This is a genomic window from Pseudarthrobacter sp. GQ63 (genome assembly GCF_059758765.1).
The window spans coordinates 29,681-52,812 of record NZ_JCAXEF010000011.1 but is presented as its reverse complement, the minus strand read 5'-3'; the positions used below and the strand labels follow the sequence as shown (position 1 = coordinate 52,812).

Sequence of the window (23,132 nt, the reverse complement as noted above, 5' to 3'; positions counted from 1 at the left end):
AGGGTAGGTATATGAGACGCGCAAAAATTGTGGCTACGTTCGGCCCGGCCATCGCCAGCTACGAAAACACACTCGCGGTACTGGAAGCCGGTGTTGACGTTGCCCGCATGAACATGAGCCACGGCGACTACTCCGTGCACGACAACACCTACGAGAACGTCCGCAAGGCAGCGGCGGACCTGGGTAAGGCCGTAGCCATCATGGCCGACCTGCAGGGTCCCAAAATCCGCCTGGGCCGCTTCGTTGACGGCCCGCACGAACTCGCCGTTGGCGACACGTTCACCATCACCACCGAGGACGTTCCCGGCACCAAGGACATCTGCTCCACCACGCTGAAGAGCCTCACCGATGACGTCAACGTAGGCGACGCCCTGCTGATCGACGACGGCAAGGTGGCCCTGCGTGCCACGGCTGTTGACGACGTCAAGGTGGTCGCCGAGGTCACCGTGGGCGGCATGGTTTCCAACAACAAGGGCATCAACCTTCCCGGCGTGGCCGTCAACGTGCCGGCGCTGAGCGAAAAGGATGAGGACGACCTCCGCTGGGCCATGCGCCGCGGCGTAGACCTGGTGGCCCTGTCCTTCGTCCGGGACGCGTCGGACATTGTCCGCGTGCACGAGATCATGGACGAGGAAGGCCGCCGCGTGCCGGTCATCGCCAAGATCGAGAAGCCCCAGGCCGTGGAGCAGCTGTCCGAGATCATCGACGCATTCGATGCCATCATGGTGGCCCGTGGCGACCTGGGCGTTGAACTTCCCCTGGAGGAAGTGCCGATCGTCCAGAAGCGCGCCATCGAGCTGGCCCGCCGCTGGGCCAAGCCGGTCATCGTGGCCACCCAGGTCCTGGAATCCATGATCGACAACCCGCGCCCCACCCGCGCGGAGGCCTCGGACTGCGCCAACGCCGTCCTCGACGGTGCAGACGCTGTGATGCTCTCCGGCGAGACCAGCGTGGGCAAGTACCCCATCGAGACCGTCAAGGTCATGGCCCGGATCATCGAGTCCACCGAGGTCCACGGCCTTGAGCGCGTCCCCCCGCTGGGTACCAAGCCCAAGACCCGTGGCGGCGCCATCACGCGTGCCGCCGTCGAAATTGCCGATCAGCTGGACGCAAAGTACATCTGTGCTTTCACCCAGTCCGGCGACTCCGCACGCCGCCTGTCCCGCCTGCGCCCCATCAAGCCCGTCTTCGCGTTCACCCCGGTGGAGCAGGTCTGGAACCAGCTGGCACTGACCTGGGGCATCCAGCCGGTCCTGGTCCAGATGGTGGACCACACCGACGAGATGACCGCGCAGGTTGACCGCAGCCTCATGGAGATGAACCTGGTGGACGACGGCGACCTGGTGGTTATCGCCGCCGGTTCCCCTCCCGGAAAGGCCGGCTCCACCAACTCGCTGAAGGTGCACAAGGTGGGCGACCTCGCCGACTCCACCCGCGTTGGCGAAGCAACCAGCAACAAGGAAAAGCTCGGCCCTTGGCCGGAAAAGAAGAAGAAGGCCTAAGGCTTTCGGACTGACGAAAAGGACCCCTGCCAACCGGCGGGGGTCCTTCTCGTTTGTGGTCTTATTGGTTGGGCCTGCCGGAATTTTGGCAGACCCAACCGGGCGGAACTAGTTGACTTGGTTGATGATGGTCTCGGCGACTTCGCGCATGCTCAGGCGGCGGTCCATGGAGGTCTTCTGGATCCAGCGGAAGGCTTCCGGCTCCGTGAGGCCCATCTTGGTGGTGAGCAGGCTCTTGGCGCGTTCCACGAGCTTGCGGGTGGCGAACTGCTCCTGGAGGTCGGAGACCTCGCTTTCGAGGGCCTTGATTTCCTCGTGGCGGGAGAGGGCGATCTCCAGCGCGGGGATGAGGTCTGCGGGGGTGAACGGCTTCACCACGTACGCCATGGCGCCGGCGTCGCGGGCACGTTCCACGAGTTCCTTCTGGCTGAACGCGGTCAGCAGCACCACCGGGGCGATGCGGGCCTTGACGATCTTCTCTGCCGCGGAGATGCCGTCCATCACGGGCATCTTGACGTCCATCAGGACGAGGTCCGGCTTCAGTTCCTCGGCGAGCTGGACGGCCTTCTCGCCGTTGTCCGCCTCTCCCACAACGTCATAGCCTTCGCCGCGCAGGATTTCGATGATGTCGAGGCGGATGAGGGTTTCATCCTCGGCCACAATGACGCGGCGCGCCGGCTGGGACGTGGGCTTTGACTCCGTCTGTTCAGTCACGGGATCTCCTTGGAAAGGTACGGCGGGGACATCACTATCTTAGGTGCGCCCGGTCCTGTACATGATCTGCATGGTCGGTTGCGGCGTCGGCGGCGCGATTCTGGAATTCAGCCTATCTGGCTGTAGAGTAATTCCGCGTACGTGAAGCGATCGCGTTGCTCACAATCAGCTGTGGGCGTACCGGTTTGCTTTGCGTATTCCGCGCCCGAGTGGCGGAATTGGCAGACGCGCCGCACTCAAAATGCGGTATCGAAAGGTGTGTGGGTTCGAGTCCCACCTCGGGCACAGTGTTTCCGCAGGTCAGATGCCTGTTGGGCGGTTGAGTGTGTACAAAAACACCAAAAGTGTGTACACGAGCGTAACGTTTTTCTATGGCCAGCATCGCTACACGCACCAAAAAGGACGGGTCCAAGTCCTACATGGTGCGTTGGCGGGATCCGAAAACCCGAGCATCGCAAGGCCTCACCGTTGGCACCCTTGTTGAAGCTGAGACGCTGAAGCGGCTGCTAGACGCCAATGGTCAGTCCTTCGAAATCGCACAGCATGCCATCCTGTCGAACGAGAAGCGCACACCGACAGTGGCTGAGGTCATTCAGGAACACATCGACCTGCTGATCCGCCCATCCAGTGGAACCACCAAGACCTACCAGACCATGCTGGACCTGCATATCCGGAACATCATCGGCCATGTTCCGGTGGACAAGCTGGACTACCGGCTGATCGCGCACTGGGTGAAGTCCATGATGGCCAAGGGCAAGGCGCCGAAGACCATCCACAACGTTCACGGCCTGATCTCGGCCGCCATGAATACTGCAGAGATGCTCGGATACATACCGCGGAACCCTTGCCGTGGCGTGCAGCTTCCCGGTATTGAAAAGGCCGAGGACGAGGCCATGTTCCTCACCCATGCGGAGTTCAGCCTCATCATGGAAGGGATGGGGGAGCGCTACAAGGCGTTCACCAACTTCCTGGTCATGACCGGCACCCGTTTCGGTGAGGCAACCGCCCTTACCGTGGCCGACGTCGACCTGCTCTCAAGACCGCCCACCGCCCGGATCAACAAGGCCTGGAAACGGGACGGCCAGAACCAGTTCTACATTGGGGCGACGAAGACAGGTGCCGGCAAGCGGACCATAGGTTTGAACCCTGCGCTTGTGGAATTGCTGATCCCGTTGGTAGCGAGCCGACCCGGCAAGGAGCTTGTGTTCACGACGCCCAAGGGCGAACGCATCATCCACAAGCTGTACTGGCACCACTACTGGGTGCCTGCCGTTCGCACCGCTCAAGCGATAGGGCTCACGAAAAATCCACGAATTCACGACCTCCGCCACACGCACGCATCCTGGCTGATCCAGGACGGCGTGCCCTTGTTCACCATCTCGCGCCGACTCGGGCATGCCTCCACGCGGACTACAGAGCAGGTGTACGGGCACTTGATGCCGGAGGCGCTTCAGGCTGGTGCTGACGCGACTGAGCGGTCGATAACGGCCTTCCTCCGCTGACTGCGTCTACAGTGCGTCGGCCTGGATGTCCAGGCAAAAATGCGAGGGATTGCTCCATCAGGCCTTCGGTCATGTCGGTAAATCCGCTGGAGTGCATGAATCTGAGAAACCTGCACCATTCCTGGGGAGTTGCCGTGGACATCGAATTCTTTGAGCCCGCAGAAGCCGCGGCGCTGATGCGCTGCACAGAGTCCTGGTTGCGTGATGGCGCAACTAGTGGACGTTTCCCTCACGCTTGCTGGGGAAAGGGCAAGATCATCTTCACCTCGGAACACATTCTGGAAATCGCCAAGTTGAGTGAGATCCTCCCCGGCAGCACTGGTTCCTCGCTCTCCGGCACAGGGCCCGTGACGAAGGAAAGGCTCATCGGTACTCGGACCAAGGTCAGACTGGCTACGGCGCGTTGAGTAAGCCTGACGTTTCCCGTGAGGGCGATGGTTCGAACAGTTGAGGCAACCAGTGCACCCGTAGCGGGCCTCTCAGAGTACTAATGGCGCGGACGTGTGGAAGGCACCACGGACCCGGTTACCTGCGGCAGGTGGTGGTCAAAGCTAGCGTGGAACAACGCCCTGTAACGAGAAGGACCATGAAGACCACCTGTTCTCCCGCCAAAGCCCTGGCCGCTGCCATCGCAATAATGCTGGGTGGGTCATTAGTAGGTTGTGACGCCGCAGCCAACGCTTACGAAATCATCGAGGCTGCTCCAGGCGCCGCCGCCGATGCGCCGGCCGCTGTCGGTGACGCCGCCAACGCCCTCGTCCAATTGGAGAACATTCCGGTGAAGGGGCGCGCCCCGAAGACTGGTTATACCCGGGAGGAGTTTGGACCGGCTTGGGCTGACGTTGACCGCAACGGCTGTGACACCCGCAACGACATCCTGGCCCGCGACCTGGCGAACGCAACATTCAAGCCCGGCACCAAAGACTGTGTCGTCGCCGCAGGAACGTTGGTAGATAAGTACACCGCCACCACAATCACCTTTACGCGCGGCCAGGACACCAGCTCCCATGTCCAGATTGACCATATCGTTCCCCTCAGCGATGCCTGGCAAAAGGGCGCACAACAACTCAACGCTGACCAGCGCAAGGAACTCGCCAACGACCCGCTGAATCTCATGGCCGCCGACGGCCCCACCAACAGTGCCAAAGGCGATAGAGACGCGGCCACGTGGCTGCCGCCGAACAAAGCTTTCCGATGCGAGTACGTCGCCCGCCAAACCGCCGTCAAGGCCAAATACCGTCTCTGGGTCACACAAGCCGAGCATGACGCCATCGCCGGGATTCTCGAAGGCTGCACGTAGACCCTTTTAGCGCTCGGTAGTTCAGCTACAACAGGTGCTGTTAGAGCGGTCGGGGGCGCAGCCAGCTTGCCTGACTGAAGATGCTGATGACAGAAGAATTGTGGGGGCGGAGTGGGTAGACGAGACGCTTGTCGTGCCAATAAAGGAGTTTGTGGCGGCAAGTTTACGAATAGGTTGAGGAAGGAGTTACGTCACCCCTCGGTCGTCTCGCCTAAGATCGGTTCGTGCATAGAGTTGTGACTGAATCCAAGGCGTGGCTCACCAAGCTAGGCGCCCTGAGCAAAAAGCTGGCCGTGGCGACTGGAGCAGCTTTTCCATTAAGAGGTGGGCTACGCTTTTTTAGGCACGTAATAGTTGTGGTACTTGTATGGTGGTCAACCTCCTTTGCCTTGCTACCTTCGTTGAGCGAATCCGGTTACTCAGGGCTCGCCCCGATGAGCCAGGCGGTTGCGGCATGCCTTTCTATAATTTTTGTCACCGGCCTGATTTTTTCGTTCCCTATATATAGGTATGGGCTGGAAGCGGAGTCTCGTGGCGTAACGGTTTCAATTACGCTGATCGTCGCGTCAATAGCGGTTATTGGAACGAGTCTTATATCTCTCAGCGCTGCGAGTTCCGCTCCCTGGGAATCTGTTCCTGCGAGCGTAAGGCCCAATTTTTTCGAGGTCTTAGTGATCTCGACGTTGTGTTGCGCCGCTGTCATTAAGACTTGTTCTGTTCTACGAAGGCGGCGAAAGCAGTCCGATCGGGCTGCCCTTATCATTCCTCTTGTGATGACGGCCGCGAGTGTTGCACTCGCCTCTCATTTCTTCGGAACCGCCGTATCAGCAGAAGTATCGCCCGTTTCTCGCCAACGGGACGAAATATTCCTTTACTCAGGCCAAGGGCTGCGGAACATCTCGGTAAGCTTCAACGTCGGCTACGGTAACAGGCAGGAAACCCCGACCGATGGGTTACTGGTAAACGGGGTTGATGTTGTAAGTCCAGAGGGTCCGGCTGCTTTATCCGTTACCGGGACCGGAGTGCCAGGGTCCAAGGTGCAGTTCGCAGCTGTCGTTGTCGGTAAATTGGCCCAGACCGCACCCTCAGTTGCACAGGGAGAACCGGAGAAATTTACTGCCAGCGGAGGCTCCGCCACGACTCGCACAGGCAACACAGTGAACGGCCAGTGCGAGGAGACAGGGCCCAGGGGAGGTGTTTTCATTGGTGAAGAAGGTTATGTCAGGGTTCTGCGTTGGGAGGTAACAGTCGACGCCAACGGCCAGCTCGGTTCAACCACCCTATTATTCGGCGAGAATTTCCAGTGGCATACACCGGCCGGTTCTAAGAACTTGGTCGAACTGCCGAGTGTAACCATCGCCAACACCTTGCCCTCGACGTGCTCGATCGGCCAGGACAGCTTGGAGGGCAGTTGGTTTGCTGCCTCGGGTAATACAACTATGGACCTAAAGGTCTCTGGTTTTATTCCGGCCGACGCAGTCATCGATAAGAGGCCCGCCTTCGATGAAGCGAGGCCAACACTGCGCTGGGTAAAGTCCAATGGGAATCTTACTCTCGAGAGCGGAGTGCCCGCGATATCTATGAATGACAGCCCTAGCTCACTGGAAGCTACATATTTGATAGCATCGAGCGCCACCGAGAATAGATCGAGTCGATCAATCTTCTTTGCCGGCGTTTTAGCGGGCGGTGCTATCGCGGGAATATTCGAATTTACTAAAGCCCTTTTTGGAGTCGACGCTGTGAACCGTGCTTCGGGTGATTTGGGTGCAAGCGCTCAACCAGCTACAACCAAAAACTCTGGCCACTGGCGTGTGCCACTTATCAGACGGATCGCCCGGGTTCGAAGGGCGCTTCAACGGCGTGGTTATTTGAAGAAGACTCGACGATTCGGGAGAGAATGAGGCGCCCGAAAATTTTGGTGCACTCTTTACGGCTAGCCTTGTGCGGTGGATCGGCATGACGGGGCAGGATAACTATATGAGCGAGGTTAACCATGAACGGGCAATCGACGAAATTGACCGGTTCCTCCATGTGACTGATCACGTGTGCTATGACAATAACGGGCATGGAGTCTATGTGACTGGACCACGGATATACGTGAATCGCAGACTGAAGCGTCTCAGCGCGCGCATGTTGTGGAGAAAATCCTCGACCGAGTTCTGTCTGGATGGCTTCCGGATCGACCAGGCAGCGATGCCTGACTACGTGGACTCGGAGCTGCCCGCGTGCCCACCAAAGAATCTCAGGAGGGCCGATGTCAGACGTTATTGAGCGGGCTTCCGCTTTTGAACGCATTAGAGCCCTAGCTAATGAGGCTCGCTCCGAAGGCAATCATCTGAAGAGTGTTGCCGCGACTCAACCAGCCGGGGCCAAGTATGCCTCTCAGCCGGACGTGGAGCTGCTGGGCATGACTTTTGGGCTTTGGGCGCGAGTGCTCGAACACACCCTTGTCCAGGAGGCGTATGCAAGAGCCCGCGGCGATTCGGACGATAGCCCCTCTTGGGTTGGGGACAGGCATTTAGCAGCTCTCGAAGAAATAATTCCTGCGCTGACGCCTCCCTTTATCGCGGCGGACATCAGCTTGCTGGGCGAAAAGCTTCGACGTTCTCTTCGAACAATCTTCCAGCGGTCAGATCTATTGGAACCAGCGATGCTTGGGCAGGATGGGGAACAATGGCTTGAGTTCAAACACGCCATCCTAGCGGAGCTTGATGAACTAAATGAGCAGGTCTTGTTTAGGGCGATGAGAAGAGCGACCCAGGCCGCCGAAGAGTTGGAAAGGGACGCGGAGTCCGCAGCCCGGTTGGTCGGGAAGGCCGGAGATGACCTGATGTCTTCCTTCTATGCGGACATGGCCCGTCGGGAGAAGGAGAGCGCGGACAAGTTCCGAGTGTTGACCGTTGCCTTCGCCATGGCAGCGGGAACTGCGGCCCTCATGTTTGTTTTGCTGCCGGCCGGGGTTTTTTCCGTATTGGAGGGGTCCTCAAATGAGGTCGTTCACGCCGTCCAAAAGGCCATATTCGTAGCTGGCGTATTTGGTATCGCCGGTTATTTTGCCCGTCAAGCTCACCAACACCGATCGATGGCCAACTGGGCGGATTCTCTCTCCGTCCAGCTGCAGACGTTTGATGCGTACGTTGCATCCATTGACAACGCAGAGGTCAAAGACGAGCTTCGGAAGAACTTTGCGGCGCGCGCCTTTGGCGACCATCCGGCCATGAAGGGAGAACCGACAGTCACGCCGTCGGCTGCAGCGATGGACACTGCGGTGGGATGGGCCGCCAAACTCACCGCAGGTGGCAAATGAAGCAGCTAGTATCCGCCAGTAGGTCAGCGAGCAAAGGGGGAGTCGGACCCAATGAATAGGGCAATCGCGCAGAGCCTCATGGAAGGCCGGGCTGCACTCAATATTGCGGCGCCGCTAGTCTGGCGACGGAAGTATGGTGCTGCCTACTTCGAGCTGCCTATTGGCAACTCGATTGGGCAGTCGCTGAAGTTGGTCGGTCAAATAGTGGCTTCGAAGCCGCACTCGGTTCGCTACCTCATTCACGACGGTTCGGGTAAGGCCAGCAATGCTGTCCGGCTATGTGTCCGGGGTATACATGTCAACAAGAAGACGGATCGGCGAGAATGGCGGCCGGGTAGCCACTTCCATAGCTGGCGGCCTGAGTGCGGAGACCAGCACGCAGACGACCCGCATGACGCACATTGGCCGCCCGCCGAATGGAGCGAAGACTCTCTTGAGCCGCTGGATGACGACGAGCTGCAGGACCTTTTCGGGCGCTTTTGTCGTATGTTGGACATACGCTTACCAGCTGGTGAGCTATGGGTGGAACGGCCTCCCAGGCCTGACGCGTTTGTGCAGTTGCCAGATGGTGAGGAGATACCGTGACAGACCTTTGCCGAGGCTTATCGTCGGCTCTCGACAGTCTTCAGCGTTCCTATGCATGCCATCCCACAGCAGATCCGCGCACAGTCACAGTGACCAGCTCCAGGCATTACACAGACGGAGATGCAGTCGAGGTCTTTGTTCGGATCTCTGCCGATGGCCTCCGCGTCGCGGTGAGTGACGGTGGTATGTCCCTCGCCCGCCGCGACTTGTACGCGGCATCCGACTTGAAGGGGACGTCGAGGACGCTTTGGGATGACATTTTGGAAGATCATGGTGTCAAGGAGTTCGATGGAAGGGTTTACTCCACTGGTCCGATCGAATCTGCCGACTTTCTGATAGCGCAGATTGCTGACGTAGGACTCGTTCTGGACGCAGTTCGGTTGTTGGCTGGCGGAGAGCGGAAGACCTTTGCTAGGAAGCTTCAGTCCTGGCTTCAGGAGGAAGATGGCATTGTGGTTAGGCCAGAAGCTTCAGTCAAAGACGAATTTGGCAATGAGCAGCGCGTCACAGCCATCGTGGAGTCCGAGCAGGGCGAAATTCTTGTTCAAGGCTCTGGCGGAAAGAGCGTCACGGAACTGCGAAAAAACGCCGAACATGCGCTGTGGATCTTTAGCTTCGTCAAAGCATCTGAATGGCCCATGGCGAAGAGGCTTATTGTCCTAGAGCGGTCTACCCTCGGAACCGATGCACAAAGGAACGCCACGCAGGGGATGCTGAATCGCCTGACGACCGTATCCAATGTGGCTGCATTCGACTCGAAGTACACAGTGAGCCAGTTCCTCCACAGAGGGCCCAGCCAGCACGCTGACATGGTCACAAACGGATACTCCCAAATGAGCTTCCCCTTCTGATTTATTGTGGCCGCTCGGAACCGTCGGCACTTCGTTCCATCGCGGGGGGAAATGCTACGAAAATCCGGGCCGCTCAGTCCGCTGACATCAGGAATTCCTGTTAAGTTGACGCGCTTGCCCGGCCGTACTGCCAATTGTTAATCGAGAGCCGACGGAGAGTCCTGCCGACTTGTGGGCGGCTTCCAAGGGAGCGGAATTGGCTGAACGCCCGCTTAAGAAGGCCCTCACTCCTCTCTAAGACATCCTCGAGCGGCGGGGCCTGCTCGGCGACGGGTTGTTCGCCGACCAGTCCGCGGGATCCATTCCTGGGTCGAAGACCTTACCCGCCAGACCGTGGTCCATTCCCGGTAGGTCGCGGTTCTATTAGTGGACACCAGACCGGTGGACGCAATCTTCTTCCATCATGACCTGTCATAGTTCAACTACAACTAATGCCGCCGCGAAAATCTGCACGACTTTTTGGCACCGTCGACCATGCTGGTCCAAGTTCTTGCCCCCGCTCTGGACATGTCCAGAGCACAGGCGTTCAATTGAAGCTGTGGCGCCTGACGCGCCGCGGTGGTTGCCGTCTTAGGCAGGTACGTTTGCTGTCCGCTGCAAGGAGGGGGCGGTATGGACCAGCAAAAATCAGAAGAACAAGGGCCAGCTCAGATTGCGGCCGAGGCGTTCGTATCACTGCGGCTCCCGAGCCGCCTGACGCTGGAGAGGCTCATCACAATCGTGGCCGCCCGACGTCGGCGTCGAATCGAGATCGAAGCCACGACGATCCTCAACGGCACGTCCGTCTGCGGTCTCTGGTTGTCGACGGATACTCGGGAAATCATCCTGCACGCCGTCACGGACTCAGCGCTCCATAGGCAGCAGTTCATCCTTCACGAGCTTGGACATATGATCCTGCGCCACGATGAGTTGGGGATCTCCTCTGACTATGCAGCCAGCCTCTTCCCGAATCTTGACGGAGAGATGGTGTCACGAGCTTTGGCACGGAGCAGCTTCGTCGACGACCTGGAGGCTGCAGCTGAGACTCTCGCAGATCTTCTGGCCGGCGCTATCCGCGACAGCACCCTGGAGCCAAGGTCATTTGAACAGGTCTTCGGGTGATCCAGGCAGTCACGGCTGCGGTCATCTGGGGGCTCGTTCTATGCTTGCTGCCCGGTGCGCGTATGAGGAAAGACCACAGCATCCTGGTTGCCGCCGTTGCGATTGCAACCGCGCTCACCTTGAATGTCGATCCAATCTATCTCGAGGGTGATCGAGCCCTCGGCGGCCACAATCTCCTGGATCTTCTCGCGAATATTCTGATGGTCGTAGGAATTTACTTTCTTTCGCAGGCAATCCTCCGGGCCGCAGAGCTTAACGATGCACCTGTGCGCAGAGACCGTCGCGGCCTCCTAATTTTGGGTCTAGTCTCCGCGGGGCTGGTCCTCGCATTCCTCCGCATCGAAGCACCCGCATCCTCAACGAGATTCATGTTGGACTACGGGGACCAGCCTGCTGCCGCCCTCTATTCCGCCATCCAGTTTGTCTACATCGGGGTGGTCGTCGGAGTCGCCGGATATGTGTGCTTTAGATTCCGACGGCGGATGGCCGCTTCCTACTTTCGTGTCGCCTTCACCCTCATTGGCATTGGCTGCTTCCTGGCTCTCGTCATGGTGTTCTCAGTCTTGGGAATGGACCTAGCCCATCTTGTCGGAGACCAGTCGACCATGCAGCAGTTGGCGGTTATCTACGACACCAGTTTTATCGGGGCGATGTTGTTCCTTTGTGCTGGACTGGCCCTGCCACCAGTAGCGCGCCGGATCGTTCAACGAACGCAACAGAGGACTCGGGCTGGCTTACTAGAAGACCTCACATCCACTTGGGAAAAAGCGACAGCTACCCGCAAGGATGGACGTCTGGCGACGCCAGCTGGAGTCATCGAGCGGGGAGACCCAGAGACGCGGAGGCTTCATCGGATGCTCGTCGAGATCGAGGATGCTCTCCTGATGGATCCCGCTGCTGCTAAGTTGCTGGACGAAGCTGATTTGCAAACATTGACTCGAACAGAGAATTACCTCGCTTCCCATAGGGACATGCAGGGTGGTCGTCTGGGCATGGCGCGATGGGGGAGGGGGAAGAACCCAAATGGCAGATGATGCCGTAGAACCCTCGGAGTCGCCGCAGGTCAGGCTCGCTCGCAAGATCACTCTCTTGCTGGACTTGTATGAGTCCCGAGGAACAGGACCCTTGTCCTACAGGGAAGTCAGCGAAGCAATGTCTCAACAGGGCACGCCGTTGTCGCGGTCAAGGTGGGCCTACATGCGAAGCGGTGATAGCTCGCTGGCTATGGACCAGGATCTGCTGCAGAACCTCGCGACATTCTTCGGCGTGGATCGCCGGTACCTTCTGGATGACTCAACGGTGATACCCGAACTTGTGGAAGCCCAGCTCAACCTCCTTAGATCCATGCGGGAGGCTCGCGTCAAGAACTTCGCAGCTCGGCAGTTGCAGGAGTTATCTCCCGAGACGCTGGCCCGGCTTAGGGAGGTCATCGACAAGCATGTCAGCAGCGAAGATGAAGACTCCTAGAATGCTGGGCCCTCTCACCATTGCAGCCGTATGCGCATCCTCAGCGACGTTCCTCGGCGCCGCCTACTTTGCGCGCCGGGTGGTGGTGCCGAGCACTTCACGGCGGGAGGATCTTCCCATCAGGCAAGTCTTCTCCGGCGAGGATGGATCCCTGAGGATTGAACTGCCAGCGACCCTATTGACGAGAGCGCCAGGCCGATACAGCTTGTGGTTCGGCAACGGGAAGGGCCACGCCTGCATAGGGGCTGTAATAGCCGAGGACGCCAGCGGGGGAACAGTGACTCGGCTCGTCGAGCGAGTCGACTCCGGTGACCTGCACGCTGCTGCCGCCGGCATCTGGAGTGGGTACGCGTACTCCAAACCAGAGCAACTGGGCCTGCCTTTTGAAGACGTGGAGATTCAGGTCGACGGCGGCACGGCGCCTGCATGGAAATTCACGCCGACCGCCGCCGGTCCGGTGTCGTCGACATGGGCCATCCACGCGCATGGAATGGGTGGAAAACGGGCCGGCGCCCTTCGCGGTGTTCCTGTTGCAAGCAGGCTCGGCTGTACGTCACTGGTCGTGTCATTCCGGAACGACGGCGAAGCGCCGCCGTCGAACGATTCCAGGTACTCCTTGGGCCAGAACGAGTGGTTGGATGTCGAAGCGGCCATTAAGTACGCCGTGGACCACGGTGCTGAGCGGCTCGTATTGTTTGGATGGTCTCTCGGGGGTTCAATGGCCCTGCGTGCAGCAAGTCTTTCAGCTCACTCTGAGCGGATCATCGGCCTGGTGCTCGTGGCTCCCGTCCTGGATTGGGCTGAGACTTTGACGTCTAACGGGAGTGCCAGTGGATTGCCCAAAGCTATCGCCAGGGCTGGGCTGAGCTTGTTGGGTTCGAATGCGGGTTGCTGGGTCACGGGCCTCACCCAGTCCATTGACTTCGCCACAATGGACTGGGTAACCCGCGCTGGTGACCTCAACACGCCGACCCTCATATTGCATGGAATCAACGACAAATCGACACCGGTGGCAGTCTCTGAACGATTCGCCGAGCTACGACCCGACCTCGTTCAGTTGGTTTCCTTTGATGTTCCGGGGCACTCTCTTGAGTGGAATGCCGATACCGAGAAGTGGGAGTCGTCCGTTATGCGCTTCCTGAGGTCGCTGCCCGCGGACTGAAACGTGGCCGCAAGATCCGCAAGTTGCCCTTCGACCTCATCCGGCCGAGCCTGATACGTTCCCGACCCAAGGATGACTACGCCAGCCTCGCATAGAAGGTTGAGGTGTTTGCGAACAGAGGAAGCAGACAGGGTGAGGGCTGCAGCGACCTCACGGCAGGTTGCCGGGCCATGGATGATCAAATAGCGAATGAGGCGGCTTCGCGTCCGGTTCATCAAGATGTTCGCCATGGAGACCACAATCAGGTGACGAGGGAATCGCTTGTGCCCGCTGTAGACGGGTCTACAGCAGAACGATACGCTCATCTACATAAGGATGGAAGGACGAAGCCCGGCTCATTGCATGTGGACTTGACCAAGGCAATACTGGGCAACAATTAGTGACTCTGACGATAGGCATGTCTGGTCTTGGAGGTGAATCGTGTCTGGAGACGAAGAAGGTCTCAAAGGCGCGGACCTGTCTCCCCAGGCCGAACTTGCACGCCGCCTAAACCTGCTGCTCGACGTCGTGGTCGCAGAGCGAGGACAACCCGTCACGTTCCGCGAAGTCCAGCAGAAGCTGGCGGAGAAGGGCATTAAGCTTTCCAGGGCCCGCTGGTTCTACATGAAAGACGGCACAGGCAGGTTGGTGAGCGACCCCGCGCTACTAGGCGCCCTGTGCGACATCTTCAATGTGGATCCAAATTATCTGATGGGCAGCGATGCCTCAGATCTCCCCGAGCGCATTGATTCCCAGCTTGAGTTTGTGAAATCTCTCCGTGCTGCGAGAGTGAAGACGTTCGCGGCGCGGACCCTTGGTGACGTGTCACCCGAGACGCTCCGGGCGATCACAGAGTACTTGAACAGGGACATCAGCCGTCGGCCAGAAGGGGAGAGGGCCGAGGCCAGTCCGCAGTTGGACGCGGATGAGGCGCCGAAGCGCGCAGACTAAACGGCGGGCTCATCTTCTCAACCCACTGCGGCTACTTTTCCAGCAAGTACTTAAGATGCGCGTCGAGCAGTTCCTTGATCCGGACAGGGTTCGCGGAATACCGCGGTGACCGTCCGTGCCTACGTCCAGGCTCGACGTCGACCATCACCACGCCTGCCTCTTCAAGCGCCGCCAAGTGCTTTGCCACGCTAGGATCGCCCGCGCTGACAGCAGCGACGATATCCCCGCGCGTCGCAGGCCCACTTGCCGTTAGGAAGCGAAGGATTTCATTTCGTGCCCGGTTGCCGAAGGTTGCGACGGCAGCCTCGACGTCGGCCGACCAGGCGGCATCGTGAGGCTGCGTAATTCTCGGCATAAGGTCATTCTTCCCGAAGGCAGCGCAAAAAGTAAGAACAGCACTCTTGACGATACTTTAGCTATCGTCGACAATAATTCCTGTAGCTTCTTCTGATCGTTGTTGGATCTCCGCATCCACTAACTGGGGTGGCCGTTTGCGCGACTCTGCGAACTACTCGATCTGAACAGTCAAAGCGGTGAAGCCATGGAAATTGAAGCCAAGGCGTATCAATCTACAGAAGGACCAGAGACGGTCGCTGGCGTTGATGTCTCATTGCGAAGCGCACCTCCGCCGGGAGAACCCGTCATCCAGATCGACCAGATCATGGTCGCGGTTGATGGGGTACACCGTTACGTCACTTCTCGGCTCGCGCGTATCGGGCGATCCTGCGATGTGGACGATGTCATGCAGGACATCCGGGTCGCCGTTTGGGACGGGGTTGCGCGTGGACGCTACCGGGAGCTGCCCGGCATCCCGTTTGAAGCGTGGGTGCAAGGTGTCTGCAATAAAATCTGCGCTGCCCATATCCGGCGCGAGCTTAGCCATCAAACGTTGCCTTTGCTTGTTGACTTCACGACGACGGAAAGCTCACCGGAGCTTCTTGCTGTCGTCCATGCCGGCGCGGCAGGAAACGACGTCGAGACCTATGTTGATCAGGCCTGGGCACACGCCATGCTGGGCCTGGTTCAGCGCAGCGTCAGTGAGGAAACCTGGAGGCTTGCCGTATCCAGCCTCACGGGGCCGAGGCACTACGGACCTCCGTCCCCCAAGGATCGGCGTCGGTGGCATGCCGTAACCGTCGTTCGGCAGACGGCCAAAACAATCAACACGGCATTGAACTGCCATCCCGAACCCGGATTAGGTGTCGACGACCTCTGCCGGTGCGCTGCCAACTGCCTTCCCACAAACGTCCTGCGGAGCGTCGCGGAAACTATTGTCCGTCCGGGCCTGCGAGGACTGGATAGGTCCGTTCAGATGGCTGCTCTAGCCTGTGAGCTCGGCGTCACCGAGAGGTACATCGCGGTGAATATCGGATTTGCCCGGCAGCTGTACCAGACGGCATGGCGCGTGCTTCAGCACGAAGTGAACAGGCCGGTTCTGTAGGTCATGGTGGAGGGGCACCGGAGTTGGCCCATGAATTGGTTCGGTAGATTGGGCCGCGGGGAGTGGTTGGCCGCAGGACTGGCTGCCCTGCTCGTGATTAGTGCAGTCTTCCTACTTTGGCCTGCCGATAGCCCCAGAGGACAAGCCCCTCCGACGACGTCCCCAACCGCGCCTGCAACGCCGAATCCATCAGGCGCTTCCGCTTCTCCCGGCAGTACGTCCGGTGTCCCTGACGAGACGGACGTTACGGCGGAGGCAACACCGGATGGTTTGCCACGCACCCTCGACTACCGGGCGCTCGCTGTCGCGGCAGCAAAGGGAATCTATAGCTGGGACAGCCGTTCGTCGTCGTACTCGGATGTATATGCCAAGGTGCGGTCCTGGTGGGAGTTGCTGCCCGATGGATCAGATCCCTTGTCTGTGCTCGTTCGAGAGTTTGAGGGGACAGGCGTGACAGCGGGGACGTTCACCGCCCTGGCAGACCAGTCCGCTCGCCGAAGCGGAACCGCGGAGTCCCTGCGCTGCGATCTCGAGTTGGCCAAAGTCCAGGAGTATCCGCCCCCGTGGGAGGGCCTTCACGTATGCACTGTGACGGTACAAGTTGTGGACGAGTCTAGTAACGGCAGAAGTGCCTATGCGGCACCCGTCACGGTGATGGTCAACTGTCCTCCTGCCACCACCGCTCCATCTGGGCACTGCGCCATGGTTGCCTTCTACGCAACCGCAGAGAGAATCGTCTACTAGTGGCTGGACTGGTGGTCGTCGCAGGTCTCATGCGGCGCCGTGCATTGTTGAAGGTGGTATCGGCGGTTGCTTCCCTCGCTCTGTTTGTGGGCGCCTTGGCATTTGCCGGAGGCGTGGCGGCGCTGACTGGTACGGCGCGCCAATCCGCAGTTGCCTGTACACCACTGGGAACCGAGGCGGCCACTGCGCCTAGCGTGGCTGGTACTGGCTTGGAAGTTCGGAACGCTGGGGACTTGCTTTACGAGCTGACGCCTCGGCAGGAGAGCGTCGCACGAACATACATCGCGGTCGGCAAGCAGCTTGGAATACCGCGCTCCGGTCAGATCATTGCCATCATGATGGCGCTGCAAGAGTCAAGCCTGCGCATGCTCGCGAACCCCAGCGTGCCAGCTTCCCTACATTTCCCCAATGACGGCGTTGGACGTGACCACGACTCGATCGGTTCAGCGCAGCAGCGTCCGGCGGCAGGCTGGGGGACCGTTGAGCAACTGATGAATGCCTCCTATAACGCGCGTGCCTTCTTCGGCGGGCCGTCGGGACCGAATCAGGGCAGTCCTCGAGGGCTGCTGGACATTCCCGGTTGGCAGACAATGGACAAAGGTCTGGCGGCCCAAGCCGTCCAGGTGTCTGCTTTTCCTGAACTGTATGCACGTTGGGAGCCGGCGGCCACTGCAATCGTGGTTGCGCTTGAGAGTGGCATTGCTCCTGCCTCCTGCCCGGATCCCTCGCCAGCGTCCCGGCCCGGGGCATCTGCGCACAACTTGAGTCAGTTTCGGCAGGACATCCTGAAGTTCACGCAGGAAGGTTTGGGCGGCGGATATGTATGGGGTGGTACTGCATTCAAGGCCTGGGATTGTTCAGGCTTCGTGCAATGGATCTATCGACAAGCCGGAGTCGAGTTACCGAGAGTAGAACAGTGGCGGGTTGGTGTCCGAACAGAGGATCCCCAACCAGGGGATCTTGTGGTTCAAAATCCACAGGGACCCGACAACTGGGGGCACGTGGGCATCTACGCGGGCGACGGTATGATGTGGAGTGCTCTGAACCCCGCGGTGGGAACACTGCTGCATCCCGTGAACTGGAACCCGGGCGCGGCCTATTTCGACCTGTTGCCGCGCTGACGGCGCATGTTCGGTTGGATGGCGTACGCAGGGCCCAGGCCAGAGGAAATTTCGGCATACAAGCCGATACCGGAGGACCCACCTCCCCTCTAGTGAGTGGCAAGAAAGTTCGAAATTTGGGTCGAAAAGAGGGCGGTTTCGTGCATTTCCGCAGCTCAAAGTCGTTCTTGGCCACGCGCGTCCGCTTAATTGTTAGGGACCCACCAATGTTCATTTTCGCGGTGCTCGATGCGCACTGTGGGACCACAATCGAGCGCGAATTTCTGCGGCCAAAATTCAGGCTGCTCATAGCGCCTACCCCGATGCAGACGAAAATGTCTTGAATCCAGTTGGATCATGCCCGTGTACGCTGTCCTGCTCTGCTCCTCATTGCACAAAAAATCAGCGAAGAAGCCGGCCTTGATGCTCGCGACTCCGACCAGATCCTGAACTTCGGGCCCGGAGGATTCCTCTCCGCACTCGATCCCGCGCCTGTAGCTCCACGCGTCGCATGTGGAGCGATCATCGAGTCGGTCTCCTGGCACGACTATCGTGCCTCTAGGAGCGAGTGCTACGTCCGTTAGAGCTGGGGCCACCTGCACCGCAGCCAGGTCTTCAGCATCGAGACCTCCCAAACTTCACATGTGGCACTACTATTGCACCCCCGAGGAGCCGTCAAACCAAGGGAGCCGTCAATGGCACCCACCGGCTTCTGTGAAATAGAAGGCCCGCCCTTCACCAGCCTCTGAGCACCTTCCCTGGCCCCGTCAGGGATGAAGGACATCACCGCCGGGAACCAGGCCCCGCAGCGCCACCCACAGGCAACGCTGAGCACCAAAGCCGGCGCCGCGGGACCGCCGGCGATATGTCCGATCCCATCGGACAAGTTCAGGAACCACACTTCAAATCCTCTAGATGTCCGCGTTGATTCGTAGTCTTGGATCATGCCCACCTATGACTGGCCCCTAATTCAGCAGCGAAGCGGCGATTCCATCGAGTCCCTTATTGCAACACTCCTGCGCCGCGAATACAGCGACGCGCGGCAGATAAATCCTTCACAGGGCGACGGTGGGATCGACATCCTTCGCTCACTGCCCGACGGACTCGAGATTTGGCAGATCAAAGGTTTCACGACGTCGGTCTCCAATAGTCAATTCCGCCAGATCAAAAACTCTTGGAAACGGTTCCTTGAGGAACACGTCACGCCCGGTGACAAGCAAATTGTCCGCTATCATCTCGTCACGCCCTGGACACCTACCGAAGAGCGTGTCGCAGAGTTCGATGAGCTCACTGGAGACGCGGGTTTCCCATGCCAGTGGGCCGGTGATGCCTTCATTGCTGGCTTTGCGGACGGCTTTCCTGAGACCATGCAGCGGTTTACTTACGGCGAAGCGGTGTTGGAGCAGTTCATTAGTCAAAAGGCCATGCTCGCCTCCTCGCCGGTCGAAAGAGGCGAATCGCTAAAGATGCTTGACGCCATTGAGACCCGGCAGGATGCCCTTGATGCCCTCCGTGACACAATCCACGACAACTACCGGATCGAGCACGGAACCCGAACTGCAGCCAACAGCCAGGAAATTCCACTGCCACTCGATGGTGACCCGGCGGTTTTTCACCGGATGACCTATCTAGGAGACTCTCGCTGGAAATACGAATCCGTCGTGCCTCGCACGCCAGACGCAGCTGAGATTGACCCCATCAGCATGGTCTTCGAGTTCTTGACGACTCCCGGGACACCCGAACACGATGCAGTGCGGGCTTGGGAAGAGTGGGGTATTCCGTTCCAGGACGTGCGTGTTAAGACAACAACAACGGGTGGACCGTTCGCTCACGAAGAACCGGTGGAGTCGGTCTTCTCCATCGTCGAAAGAAGCCGTGTCGACAGTCCCTTGCTCTATCTGCGGTGTACTGAGAGCAACGGCAAGCGCAGGTTCAGGATGCCACTGGCAGTCACATCGCAAACTGTCGGTTCACAAACAGGCTGGTTGCGTCTGGTTTTCGATACACCAGAACGATCACTCAACTTCGAGCTGCGTTTCAAACAGGGGGAGAGCGCTGAGGCGGAGGTACACATGGGAAACGTCGACGGGCGTAACCCGGAGTCGGTCTGTGATGAGCTCGTGGAGCTGCTGGGCATTTGCGAGAGCGATGTCATCTCAGTGGAGACTGACGCGGGGAATGCACTTCTCGGCGCGCATGGTGCTGGCCTCCCCTCCGCACTGGAGGCGCTCTATCTTCCCGTCGCCCGTCACCTGACCCTGCTTCAATCACATACGGCGCCTGCACTTGTAATGCCTTCGATCGCAGAGATTACCGACGGTCAGTTCCGACACCTCTCGCTCCTCGCAACTATCTATGGGGGTGTTTCTCATTGCTGGAACTGGACAGAACTCAGGTTCCAAGTTCCTAGGGACGAAGCCGGAGCGGCATCAATTAGGACCGTAGTCATTGACGCTATCGCCGGCCGCGGCAACATAGTGCAGGTGGAGACGCCCCTGTTCGCTCTCGGGAAGCGGACCTACACCGTCGATTATCCCCTCGTCAGTAGCATGCACTCAGTTCAGCTCGAACAAGGCGTCGATCCTACAACGCTACAATCCGGGGACACCTTCCGGCTCGTGCCCGGAACCGATAACTCTGTCACAACGGCGAAGGTTGTCGATTGGACTCCCGGGAGCATCCAGTTCGGCTAGTTCCCAGTGAACCGTTGCGCTGCGCCAGAAGGCCCCCCGTACGTCGGCCTCCTATCTGGTCTCCAGGTCGAGCCAGTTCGTCCACATGTCCAGGGGAATTGAGGGGTGCACGATCATGGGTGTGCCCGGACGCAACTAGGCCGCGCATGATCGAAGTTGGAGTGCTAATCATCGGTCCCGAAGCGGACTGGCTTTGCGGCAGGTTACTTTTCATTCTCCCGTTGTTGCGGCACATGCACGACCACAATGCCAGCCACGTTCTCAGGCATTTCCGCGGCCAGGTGCTCGACATCGAAGTGACCGGACATGACCTCAATTACGTAACTTGGTGGTGCGTGCCTTAGAGGGGCAAGCGTGTGATCGAAATAGTTGATATCCCAGTGCCCGGTATCGGCAGGGAAGTCGTTGAAGACGGGTCCGAGCCGGTCATGATTGCCCGAGCGCGGAGGGTTTGCCGCGATCGCTGGAGCGGCTCCGAACGCGCCAGCCCGTGCTCGCAGCACGCGGTCGATCATTTGGCGGGCAACTGCTCGAGTCCCCTCTTGCTCCTCGTCCAGAAACTCCGCGAGTTCAGGCGCAAGTTGCGGCCTGAGTGCCGGGATCAGCATTGACTCGGATTGCGGTGAATTCCAAAGATCCTCGATGGCTACTGATCGCTCGTACGTCGAAGCGGCATCGTTTACAATTAGCTGCTCAGCGAGAAGTGCCGGCATCAAGGACACTGAACGCTTGACGCACTCGTAACAGCCCTCGTTCAGATGGCTCTCAGAACAGGGCTCCCACCCTCGATAGTCTCCCGATCCCAGATAGAGCGCATAGACCGGCAATAGGTCAAGGGACTTTGCAGCGGATCTGAGGATCTCGCGCTGTCGGCGCGTAGCGTGTTTCGATTGGTAATCGAAACCGAAACTCCACTCGAGTCCTGTCACGGTCACCCGTTTTGCCTGAACAAGCATTCCGTACGCGCCCGTGGCATCGACCCACCACCAGACCCAGTCGGCACCACTGAGTGCTTCGGCGCGCTGAGTGAACGGAACGACGGTGACGCCGCGCGCGGCCCGGGATACCACGATTTCAGTTATCGTCGTCTCATTCCACCGTAGGGACGCCTGCTCGCATGCGGCCATATGTCCCTCAGCATCGCTTCGGCTATCTCTGAACGCTTCTTCAACCGTCGCCACAGTCCCACCTTCTTTCTTGTAGCGGGGGTATACGGCTTGCCATGCAATTCGCCTAACCGTTGGATTACGCAATTCGGCGTTCAGGGACGATCTCGCGCATTAAGCTGGTTAAAGCTGAGCACGCCGAACGACTGTCCTATGCCGTGAACGTGCCCGCGAGGTCCACGCATAGCCGGTTGCCGTGCTGGTAGCTGAGCATCCTCCGCCGGTGCATTTGGTGGACTGCGACTCCCGGGGAGATACCGATCCGCCTCGCGGCCTCCGCGATTTCACGCTCGTAAGACAGGCCCGAAAGCTCCGCGAGCCCCGCATCGCCGAATAGCGTCTCCAGAGCAAACTTGTTAGCGCCCTTCTCCGCGGCACTGTTGCGCTTCTTCTCGGTGCTGTATTCGAGGTGCATCTCGCCGCGAGGATCGTTGAGGACGTGGCCGAGCTCATGGAAGAGCGTCCATATAACGAAGCCGTCCTTGCCCCAGCGACCCGTCTGCTGGATCACTGGTACGCGCTTGTCGATCCAACGCGTCATGCCGAGGAGCGGGAACTTTTTAGGCGGTTCGACCACCATGAAGACCACACCGACATCGGCCAGCATGCTCGCCATGTCCCGAAGCATCGTCGAGTCAGGAGTCGCGGCTCGCGCACGCAGCTCGGGAAGGGCGGCTTGGAGGTTCTCCGGACGATAGTCGTAGCTCCGGCCCCGTTCGAAAGTCTCATCGAGTTCCGCGGCGCGCAGCCAGGTCGTCAGCAACGTGCGATCGATGGACGCCCCTGAATCCTTCAATGCGGCCAGAGCGTACTCCCCGGTTGAGGCTACCTCGTGCAGATGTGTATATGATTCCCAGGTTCCGCACTGATGGAAAGCCAGGAAGTCGGAGACTAGCTTGCCAGGGGAGCGCTTTGTCGCTTGCGTTGCGCCGACGCTGCGGAGGTACGTCACGGCACTCTGATTGATCTCGTCGACATGTACTGCGAGATTCTCCTCATCAACGATCCGCGCCAAGTCTGCCCGGTACGCGGCCTCGAGCCGGAGCCACGAACCGGCTGGGATGCCGCTGACTCGCTCGAGGCGCGTTGCAGTGTCAGCGGTGATTGGCGCGCGACCGTTGACGATTTCGTTGACTTGCTTGCGGCTGCACCCCAGAAGCTCGGCGACGCGCTGCTGGGACAAGCCGTGTTCGTCGATCCATTCCTCGAGGTACTCGCCTGGAGCAACAGCGTAGTTGGTCCCGGTCATGGCTTCTCCTCTCTTAGCGGTCGTAGTGGTTGGAGATCTCAATCACGGTGACGGTTACAGCGTCCCGCGGCTCCGTGGAGTCATCCGGTCGGACCAGCAGCCGGTAGTTGGCGCTGAGCTTTCCCGACCACAGGCCGTCGAGGTTGGCGCTGAGTGAATGCCAGCCTCCCAGCGGGTCGTGTGTGGAAAGCTCTCCGACTGTCTCCGCGGTCTTGAGTGCGTTGATCCTCAGGCGGAGCCGGTCGGATATGTCAGCGCGCTTCTTCCGCATTTCCCGTTCGTTCATACACAGCTTTTCGAGCTTCTTGTCTTCGAACC

21 protein-coding genes and 1 tRNA gene are annotated in these 23,132 nt (G+C 59.3%); 16 read left to right on the top strand and 6 right to left on the bottom strand.

The features are described from left to right. Nucleotides 1–11 precede the first annotated feature (11 nt). Nucleotides 12–1,502 (top strand): pyruvate kinase, encoded by a 1,491-nt coding sequence (pyk, locus tag AC6CHP_RS16335; protein ID WP_188729981.1) that lies wholly within the window; start codon nt 12–14, stop codon nt 1,500–1,502. Between the two features lie 108 nt (nt 1,503–1,610). Here the strand turns inward: pyk and AC6CHP_RS16330 are convergent, their stop codons facing one another. After that, nucleotides 1,611–2,216: an ANTAR domain-containing response regulator gene (locus tag AC6CHP_RS16330; RefSeq protein ID WP_009358190.1), complete on the bottom strand. Its 606-nt coding sequence runs from the start codon at nt 2,214–2,216 to the stop codon at nt 1,611–1,613. A 203-nt stretch (nt 2,217–2,419) separates the two neighbouring features. Here AC6CHP_RS16330 and AC6CHP_RS16325 point away from each other — a divergent pair. The 11 genes from AC6CHP_RS16325 (at nt 2,420) to AC6CHP_RS16275 (ending at nt 13,491) form a co-directional block, all read left to right on the top strand. Then, nucleotides 2,420–2,501, top strand: a tRNA-Leu gene (locus tag AC6CHP_RS16325). Between the two features lie 86 nt (nt 2,502–2,587). Continuing rightward, nucleotides 2,588–3,718, top strand: a complete 1,131-nt coding sequence (locus AC6CHP_RS16320; RefSeq protein ID WP_498231040.1) for a tyrosine-type recombinase/integrase — start codon at nt 2,588–2,590, stop codon at nt 3,716–3,718. 134 nt (nt 3,719–3,852) lie between these two features. Further along, nucleotides 3,853–4,125: a hypothetical protein gene (locus AC6CHP_RS16315; RefSeq protein ID WP_498231038.1), complete on the top strand. Its 273-nt coding sequence runs from the start codon at nt 3,853–3,855 to the stop codon at nt 4,123–4,125. Between the two features lie 179 nt (nt 4,126–4,304). Continuing rightward, complete coding sequence (locus AC6CHP_RS16310) at nt 4,305–5,018, top strand: HNH endonuclease family protein (protein WP_498231036.1); 714 nt, start codon at nt 4,305–4,307, stop codon at nt 5,016–5,018. 236 nt (nt 5,019–5,254) lie between these two features. After that, nucleotides 5,255–6,919: a hypothetical protein gene (locus tag AC6CHP_RS16305; RefSeq protein WP_498231034.1), complete on the top strand. Its 1,665-nt coding sequence runs from the start codon at nt 5,255–5,257 to the stop codon at nt 6,917–6,919. Nucleotides 6,920–7,272: 353 nt separating this feature from the next. Next, complete coding sequence (locus AC6CHP_RS16300) at nt 7,273–8,325, top strand: hypothetical protein (RefSeq protein WP_498231032.1); 1,053 nt, start codon at nt 7,273–7,275, stop codon at nt 8,323–8,325. A gap of 674 nt (nt 8,326–8,999) precedes the next feature. Next, nucleotides 9,000–9,761 carry a hypothetical protein gene (locus AC6CHP_RS16295; RefSeq protein ID WP_498231030.1) on the top strand — a complete coding sequence of 254 codons (762 nt, stop codon included), beginning with the start codon at nt 9,000–9,002 and terminating at the stop codon, nt 9,759–9,761. Between the two features lie 612 nt (nt 9,762–10,373). Then, nucleotides 10,374–10,862: a hypothetical protein gene (locus AC6CHP_RS16290; protein ID WP_498231028.1), complete on the top strand. Its 489-nt coding sequence runs from the start codon at nt 10,374–10,376 to the stop codon at nt 10,860–10,862. Between the two features lie 62 nt (nt 10,863–10,924). Continuing rightward, a complete protein-coding gene (locus AC6CHP_RS16285) occupies nt 10,925–11,896 on the top strand; it encodes a hypothetical protein (RefSeq protein WP_498231026.1) in 972 nt (323 codons plus the stop codon). Nucleotides 11,897–12,059: 163 nt separating this feature from the next. Continuing rightward, nucleotides 12,060–12,329: a hypothetical protein gene (locus tag AC6CHP_RS16280; protein WP_498231024.1), complete on the top strand. Its 270-nt coding sequence runs from the start codon at nt 12,060–12,062 to the stop codon at nt 12,327–12,329. Continuing rightward, a complete protein-coding gene (locus tag AC6CHP_RS16275) occupies nt 12,301–13,491 on the top strand; it encodes an alpha/beta hydrolase family protein (RefSeq protein WP_498231022.1) in 1,191 nt (396 codons plus the stop codon). Before AC6CHP_RS16280 ends, AC6CHP_RS16275 begins: the two co-directional genes overlap by 29 nt. Here AC6CHP_RS16275 and AC6CHP_RS16270 read toward each other — a convergent pair. Beyond that, on the bottom strand, nt 13,383–13,706 hold the full coding sequence (locus AC6CHP_RS16270; RefSeq protein WP_498231108.1) for a helix-turn-helix domain-containing protein: 324 nt from the start codon (nt 13,704–13,706) through the stop codon (nt 13,383–13,385). The genes AC6CHP_RS16275 and AC6CHP_RS16270 overlap by 109 nt on opposite strands. A 205-nt stretch (nt 13,707–13,911) precedes the next feature. On the opposite strand from AC6CHP_RS16270, the gene AC6CHP_RS16265 reads away from it, so the two are divergent. Further along, nucleotides 13,912–14,421: a hypothetical protein gene (locus tag AC6CHP_RS16265; RefSeq protein ID WP_498231020.1), complete on the top strand. Its 510-nt coding sequence runs from the start codon at nt 13,912–13,914 to the stop codon at nt 14,419–14,421. Nucleotides 14,422–14,452: 31 nt separating this feature from the next. Here the strand turns inward: AC6CHP_RS16265 and AC6CHP_RS16260 are convergent, their stop codons facing one another. Next, on the bottom strand, nt 14,453–14,776 hold the full coding sequence (locus AC6CHP_RS16260; protein ID WP_498231018.1) for an ArsR/SmtB family transcription factor: 324 nt from the start codon (nt 14,774–14,776) through the stop codon (nt 14,453–14,455). Nucleotides 14,777–14,962: 186 nt separating this feature from the next. Here AC6CHP_RS16260 and AC6CHP_RS16255 point away from each other — a divergent pair, with 186 nt between their 5' ends. The 3 genes from AC6CHP_RS16255 to AC6CHP_RS16245 all read left to right on the top strand — a co-directional run bounded on the left by AC6CHP_RS16255 (nt 14,963) and on the right by AC6CHP_RS16245 (nt 20,399). Further along, nucleotides 14,963–15,862, top strand: coding sequence for a hypothetical protein (locus tag AC6CHP_RS16255; RefSeq protein WP_498231016.1), 900 nt, complete (start codon nt 14,963–14,965; stop codon nt 15,860–15,862). Between the two features lie 743 nt (nt 15,863–16,605). Then, entirely contained in the window at nt 16,606–17,727 is a 1,122-nt protein-coding gene (locus tag AC6CHP_RS16250) for a C40 family peptidase (protein WP_498231014.1), read from the top strand. Between the two features lie 923 nt (nt 17,728–18,650). Beyond that, nucleotides 18,651–20,399: a hypothetical protein gene (locus AC6CHP_RS16245; protein WP_498231012.1), complete on the top strand. Its 1,749-nt coding sequence runs from the start codon at nt 18,651–18,653 to the stop codon at nt 20,397–20,399. A gap of 203 nt (nt 20,400–20,602) precedes the next feature. Here AC6CHP_RS16245 and AC6CHP_RS16240 read toward each other — a convergent pair whose 3' ends face one another. The 3 genes from AC6CHP_RS16240 to AC6CHP_RS16230 all read right to left on the bottom strand — a co-directional run bounded on the left by AC6CHP_RS16240 (nt 20,603) and on the right by AC6CHP_RS16230 (nt 23,100). Continuing rightward, nucleotides 20,603–21,580, bottom strand: coding sequence for a DUF6615 family protein (locus AC6CHP_RS16240; RefSeq protein WP_498231010.1), 978 nt, complete (start codon nt 21,578–21,580; stop codon nt 20,603–20,605). A gap of 136 nt (nt 21,581–21,716) precedes the next feature. After that, on the bottom strand, nt 21,717–22,814 hold the full coding sequence (locus tag AC6CHP_RS16235; RefSeq protein ID WP_498231008.1) for a HigA family addiction module antitoxin: 1,098 nt from the start codon (nt 22,812–22,814) through the stop codon (nt 21,717–21,719). A gap of 13 nt (nt 22,815–22,827) precedes the next feature. Beyond that, nucleotides 22,828–23,100: a type II toxin-antitoxin system RelE/ParE family toxin gene (locus AC6CHP_RS16230; RefSeq protein ID WP_498231006.1), complete on the bottom strand. Its 273-nt coding sequence runs from the start codon at nt 23,098–23,100 to the stop codon at nt 22,828–22,830. Between the last annotated feature and the right edge of the window lie 32 nt (nt 23,101–23,132).

Coding starts and splice junctions, on each gene's coding strand:
- AC6CHP_RS16245 (WP_498231012.1), top strand. CDS start 18,651: ATGCCCACCTATGACTGGCCCCTAATTCAGCAGCGAAGCGGCGATTCC.
- AC6CHP_RS16300 (WP_498231032.1), top strand. CDS start 7,273: ATGTCAGACGTTATTGAGCGGGCTTCCGCTTTTGAACGCATTAGAGCC.
- AC6CHP_RS16235 (WP_498231008.1), bottom strand. CDS start 22,814: ATGACCGGGACCAACTACGCTGTTGCTCCAGGCGAGTACCTCGAGGAA.
- AC6CHP_RS16290 (WP_498231028.1), top strand. CDS start 10,374: ATGGACCAGCAAAAATCAGAAGAACAAGGGCCAGCTCAGATTGCGGCC.
- AC6CHP_RS16320 (WP_498231040.1), top strand. CDS start 2,588: ATGGCCAGCATCGCTACACGCACCAAAAAGGACGGGTCCAAGTCCTAC.
- pyk (WP_188729981.1), top strand. CDS start 12: ATGAGACGCGCAAAAATTGTGGCTACGTTCGGCCCGGCCATCGCCAGC.
- AC6CHP_RS16275 (WP_498231022.1), top strand. CDS start 12,301: ATGTCAGCAGCGAAGATGAAGACTCCTAGAATGCTGGGCCCTCTCACC.
- AC6CHP_RS16255 (WP_498231016.1), top strand. CDS start 14,963: ATGGAAATTGAAGCCAAGGCGTATCAATCTACAGAAGGACCAGAGACG.
- AC6CHP_RS16280 (WP_498231024.1), top strand. CDS start 12,060: ATGCGAAGCGGTGATAGCTCGCTGGCTATGGACCAGGATCTGCTGCAG.
- AC6CHP_RS16230 (WP_498231006.1), bottom strand. CDS start 23,100: ATGAACGAACGGGAAATGCGGAAGAAGCGCGCTGACATATCCGACCGG.
- AC6CHP_RS16285 (WP_498231026.1), top strand. CDS start 10,925: ATGAGGAAAGACCACAGCATCCTGGTTGCCGCCGTTGCGATTGCAACC.
- AC6CHP_RS16310 (WP_498231036.1), top strand. CDS start 4,305: ATGAAGACCACCTGTTCTCCCGCCAAAGCCCTGGCCGCTGCCATCGCA.
- AC6CHP_RS16270 (WP_498231108.1), bottom strand. CDS start 13,706: ATGAACCGGACGCGAAGCCGCCTCATTCGCTATTTGATCATCCATGGC.
- AC6CHP_RS16260 (WP_498231018.1), bottom strand. CDS start 14,776: ATGCCGAGAATTACGCAGCCTCACGATGCCGCCTGGTCGGCCGACGTC.